This is a genomic window from Streptomyces sp. NPDC007095 (genome assembly GCF_040634475.1).
Classification (GTDB): Bacteria; Actinomycetota; Actinomycetes; order Streptomycetales; family Streptomycetaceae; genus Streptomyces.
The window spans coordinates 1-3236 of record NZ_JBEYFS010000461.1; the positions used below are offsets into that span (position 1 = coordinate 1).

4 protein-coding genes are annotated in these 3236 nt (G+C 69.8%); all 4 read right to left on the bottom strand.

Features of this window, described 5'->3' with window-relative positions:
- Positions 1–123 precede the first annotated feature (123 nt).
- On the bottom strand, positions 124–891 hold the full coding sequence (locus ABZ656_RS57255; RefSeq protein ID WP_101401172.1) for a DUF3159 domain-containing protein: 768 nt from the start codon (positions 889–891) through the stop codon (positions 124–126).
- 3 nt (positions 892–894) lie between these two features.
- Entirely contained in the window at positions 895–1293 is a 399-nt protein-coding gene (locus ABZ656_RS57260; RefSeq protein ID WP_079090087.1) for an OB-fold nucleic acid binding domain-containing protein, read from the bottom strand.
- A 117-nt stretch (positions 1294–1410) separates the two neighbouring features.
- Positions 1411–2094, bottom strand: a complete 684-nt coding sequence (locus ABZ656_RS57265) for a response regulator (protein WP_054237129.1) — start codon at positions 2092–2094, stop codon at positions 1411–1413.
- A partial coding sequence (locus ABZ656_RS57270) for an ATP-binding protein (RefSeq protein WP_360280579.1) occupies positions 2091–3236 on the bottom strand: 1146 nt, incomplete at its 5' end. The genes ABZ656_RS57265 and ABZ656_RS57270, both read right to left, overlap by 4 nt.

A 3236-nucleotide genomic window follows, 5' to 3' on the forward strand; every position in this document is an offset into this window, starting at 1 on the left:
CTGGAATGGCTCGACGAGTTCGGCGCGGTCGTCGTCTCCGTGGACTACCGGCTCGCACCGGGGCGCCCCCTGCGTCGTACGGGGAACTACGTGGTAGCGGGAACTACCTCGTACGGGAAACCGCTACGCGTCGCGGCGGTGACGGCCGGCCGTGGCCTCGTCACCGGACTCGTTCGCGAGGGCGGCCTTGCGCTCCTTCTCGGCCTGCTCCTCCGCCTCCATCTCGGCGAACACGTCGATGGGGGCAGGGGCCTTTGCCAGGAACACCCAGGTGAGCCAGACGGCAAGCAGGAAGGGCGGGATCTTCAACGCGATCAGGACCCAGCCCAGTTGCGCTGTGTTGGCCCACCAGTAGAGCGGGAAGAGGATCGCGCACTTGGCGAGCAGGATCAGGCCCCAGGCCCAACTGGCCTTCGCGTACGCCTTCTTGCGGCCGGGGTTGCGGGTGCGCCAGGAGAGGTTCTCCTTGAAGACCGGGCCGAGGATCAGACCGATCAGAGGCACGCCCGCGAGGGTCGTCACGATGTACGCGACGGCCAGGCCGAGCGTGTAGAGCATGCCCGGCAGATAGAAATCCTTGGCGTTGCCCGTCATCATCGCGAAGACCACACCGAACGCGACGCCGAAGACGCCGCTGAAGGCGTGCTTGACGGTGTCCCGCATCGCGAGGCGGACCACGACCAGCAGCAGGGACACCGCGAGGGCGGCGACCGCCGACCAGTGCAGGTTCTTGTTGATCGTGAAGATGGTGACGAAGAGCAGGCCGGGCACCACCGTCTCGACCATGCCCCGCACGCCGCCGAACGCCTCGAAGAGTGCGGCCTCGGTCACCGCCCGCGCATCCTGCTGGGCGTCCTGGGCGTCTTCGGTCGGCTTGTCGAGCGACGTCACCGGCTACTCCCGTCCAAGGGGTCTGAGTTCGTACTTCGGATTGAACAGCACCCTACGGCCCCGGCTCATCGAAATCCGGCCCGAGGCGATCAACTTGCGTCCCGGTTCTATGCCCACGATGGAGCGTCTGCCGAGCCAGACCACGTCCAGGGCGGCCGAACCGTCGAACAGCTCGGCCTCCAGGGCCGGGACTCCGGCCCGTGGGCGCAGAGTGACCGTGCGCAAGGTACCAGTAACCGTGACGATCTGTCGGTCGTGGCAGTCACCGATCCGCGTACAGCCCGCGGTCTCGGAGTCCTCGCGCAGTTCCTCGGACTCCAGGTCCTCCTGGGACGAGGAGAGCCGGTCGATCATGCGCCGGAACCGGCCCGCCGGCTTTTCGGAACGAGGAACAGCACTCATACCGAAAGCGTACCGGGGAGCACTGACGTCGGATGAACGTGTACGCCCGACAGTGCTCCTTCGCGCACCTGTGCCCTTCCTGCATCCCTGCTTTCCCTGTACCCCTTCCCGCAGGGACTACTTCTCGAACCGGTATCCCATCCCCGGCTCCGTGATGAAGTGCCGAGGATGCGAGGGGTCCACCTCCAGCTTGCGGCGCAGCTGTGCCATGTAGACCCGCAGATAATTCGTCTCGGTGCCGTACGACGGTCCCCACACCTCCTGGAGCAGCTGCTTCTGGCTGACCAGGCGGCCGGTGTTGCGCACCAGCACCTCCAGCAGGTGCCACTCCGTGGGGGTGAGCCGTACGTCCCGTCCCTCCCGGTTGACCTTCTTGGCGGCCAGATCGACCGTGAAGTCCTCGGTGTCGACGACGACGTCGTCCTCGCCGCCCCCGGTCGGCTCCGCGCGGCGCACGGCGGCGCGCAGCCGGGCCAGCAGTTCGTCCATGCCGAAGGGCTTGGTGACGTAGTCGTCGGCGCCCGCGTCGAGCGCCTCGACCTTCTCGTCCGAGGAATGCCGGGCCGAGAGCACCAGGATCGGCACCCGGGTCCAGCCGCGCAGCCCCTTGATCACCTCTACGCCGTCCATGTCGGGCAGCCCGAGGTCGAGGACGACGACGTCGGGATGGCGGGCGGCGGCGAGCTGGAGCGCGCCGGCGCCGTCGGCGGCCGCGTCGACCTCGTAGTGCCGTGCCTTCAGGTTGATCACGAGGGCACGTACGATCTGCGGCTCGTCATCGACCACGAGCACCCTGGTCATGAAGCCTGCCTTTCTGCTGTTGCCGTGGCCAGGTCGGGCAGGCTGTCCACCGCCCGAACCGTGAGCACCATGGTGAGTCCGCCGCCAGGCGTGTCCTCGGCGTTCAGTGTGCCGCCCATCGCCTCGACGAAGCCGCGGGCGACCGCGAGGCCGAGGCCGACGCCCGCGCCGCGGGGAGCGTCACCGTAGCGCTGGAAGGGCGCGAAGATGCGGTCCTTGGCCTCGTCGGGGACGCCGGGGCCGCGATCCACCACCCGTACCTCCACCCGGCTCGCCATGGCGCTCGCGGACACCAGGACCGGTTCGTCGGCGGGGCTGTACTTGACGGCGTTCTCGACGAGGTTGGCCACCGCGCGCTCCAGCAGACCGGGGTCGACGGCGACCATGGGCAGCGTCTCGGGGATGTCCAGCTCGGCACTGCCCTCGGGTACGCCGCCCAGCGCCATCGGGACCACCTCGTCGAGGTCGATCTCGCGGATCAGCGGGGTGACCGTGCCGGTCTGCAGGCGGGACATGTCGAGCAGGTTGCCCACCAGGTGGTCGAGCCGGTCGGCGCCCTCCTCGATCGCCTCCAGGAGCTCCGCCCGGTCCTCCTCCGACCAGGCCACGTCGTCGGACCGCAGCGAGGACACGGCGGCCTTGATCGCGGCCAGCGGGGTCCGCAGGTCGTGGCTGACGGCGGCGAGCAGCGCGGTACGGATGCGGTTGCCCTCGGCCAGCTCCTTGGCCTGGTCGGCCTCGTGCTGGAGGCGCTGGCGGTCCAGGACGACCGCGGCCTGGGCGGCGAAGGCGGCGAGCACCCGGCGGTCGGAGGCGGGCAGCACGCGTCCGGAGAGCGCGAGCGCCATGTGGTCGCCGACGGGCATGTCCACGTCCGCGTCCTCGGGCCGCTTCGGTGACAGGGGGCCCACGCTGCCCGCGCACGTCCACGGGTCGACGTCGCCGGCCCGCTCCAGCAGGGCGACCGACTCCATGCCGAAGGTCTCCCGGACCCGCTCCAGCAGGGCCTCCAGGCTGGTCTCGCCGCGCAGCACACTGCCCGCGAGAAAGGAGAGGATCTCCGACTCGGCGCGCAGCCGGGCCGCCTGGTGCGTACGCCGGGCGGCGAGGTCCACGACGGAGGCCACGGAGACGGCGACCCC

Coding starts and splice junctions, on each gene's coding strand:
- ABZ656_RS57265 (WP_054237129.1), bottom strand. CDS start 2,094: ATGACCAGGGTGCTCGTGGTCGATGACGAGCCGCAGATCGTACGTGCC.
- ABZ656_RS57260 (WP_079090087.1), bottom strand. CDS start 1,293: ATGAGTGCTGTTCCTCGTTCCGAAAAGCCGGCGGGCCGGTTCCGGCGC.